Source organism: Polaribacter marinus (assembly GCF_022662535.1).
Taxonomy (GTDB): domain Bacteria; phylum Bacteroidota; class Bacteroidia; order Flavobacteriales; family Flavobacteriaceae; genus Polaribacter; species Polaribacter marinus.
In genome coordinates, this window is sequence record NZ_JAKQYM010000050.1 from 1 (window position 1) to 1,033 (window position 1,033).

1 protein-coding gene is annotated in these 1,033 nt (G+C 33.9%); it reads right to left on the minus strand.

Annotated elements, in window-relative coordinates; genetic code table 11:
- Positions 1–184: 184 nt before the first annotated feature.
- On the minus strand, positions 185–922 hold the full coding sequence (locus tag MC378_RS15350; protein ID WP_242179723.1) for a hypothetical protein: 738 nt from the start codon (positions 920–922) through the stop codon (positions 185–187).
- Between the last annotated feature and the right edge of the window lie 111 nt (positions 923–1,033).

Genomic DNA, 1,033 nt, shown 5'->3' on the forward strand with positions numbered 1-1,033 from the left:
TTATATTGAAAACACACATTGATAAAATCATAAATTCCAATTTTCAGAATATGAGTGAGCGCAATTTTTGGCAACGGATGGCAATAAGAAACGTAGGGCATTTTGAAGCTCCTACCTATCAAGTTACCGAGCCGTTTATTAAATGTTATGTCGTTCAATTTTAGCACTTTCTGCCCTATGTTTTTTATTGCGTGTTGTGTGCTGGTGTTTTTATTCCAAATCTTGGTTGAATCTCAAAAATCTCAATATCAGTCCGTTTTTTTACCTTATCAATCAAATCTGCCGAACCTCCAATAAAAGTCATTGGTAAATCATAATCTGAAACAATACACCAATCTTTAGAATCTGGAAAAATCGCAGTCGGACTATCTCTTAACTCATCATCCTTGTACAATAAATCAAGTCGTGATAATTTATCTTTAATCAACCTTTCATTTTCCCAGTCTTTTGTTTTTAGCAAACAGTAAAAAAAGTTCACCACGCAATCATCATGTATCTGAATAATTTCATCACAGAGCTTTTTTAAATCGACAAACTCACAATCTCCCTCTCCAGGTGCCCATACATAATCAGGCCATTCAGGTTCACGTAATTTTCTCTCAAGTTGTTGTTTAGTTTTATAAGCCGATTCAAACTGAAAATCAAAATCAAATCTCTTGAAAAAGTCATTCCATGTCAAAGGTTCATAATCCGAATCTTTAAAGTCTTCTTCAGTTAAATTAATTCCTGATTCTATTTCTTTCTTTGCCTTATAATTAATCCAAAATGGATGTAAAATCAAGGCATACTTTTCAAAAATCAATGGGCAACATGCTGTCAAGAAATACCAAAATGCATTGTCATCATTCAATTCAGTGTCAACCTCGATATTAGGTCCAAGTGAAGCCTGTTTTGCAATCCAATCTGGTAATATGTCTTTCATTGTTATCATGTTGTCGGGTCTGTTACACTTGCACACAACGAGTTTGTGTTATTGAAAGTTGCGTTTTACGTGAACGGCTATTTTCCGCAGGAAAATAGAAGTTTACAAAAA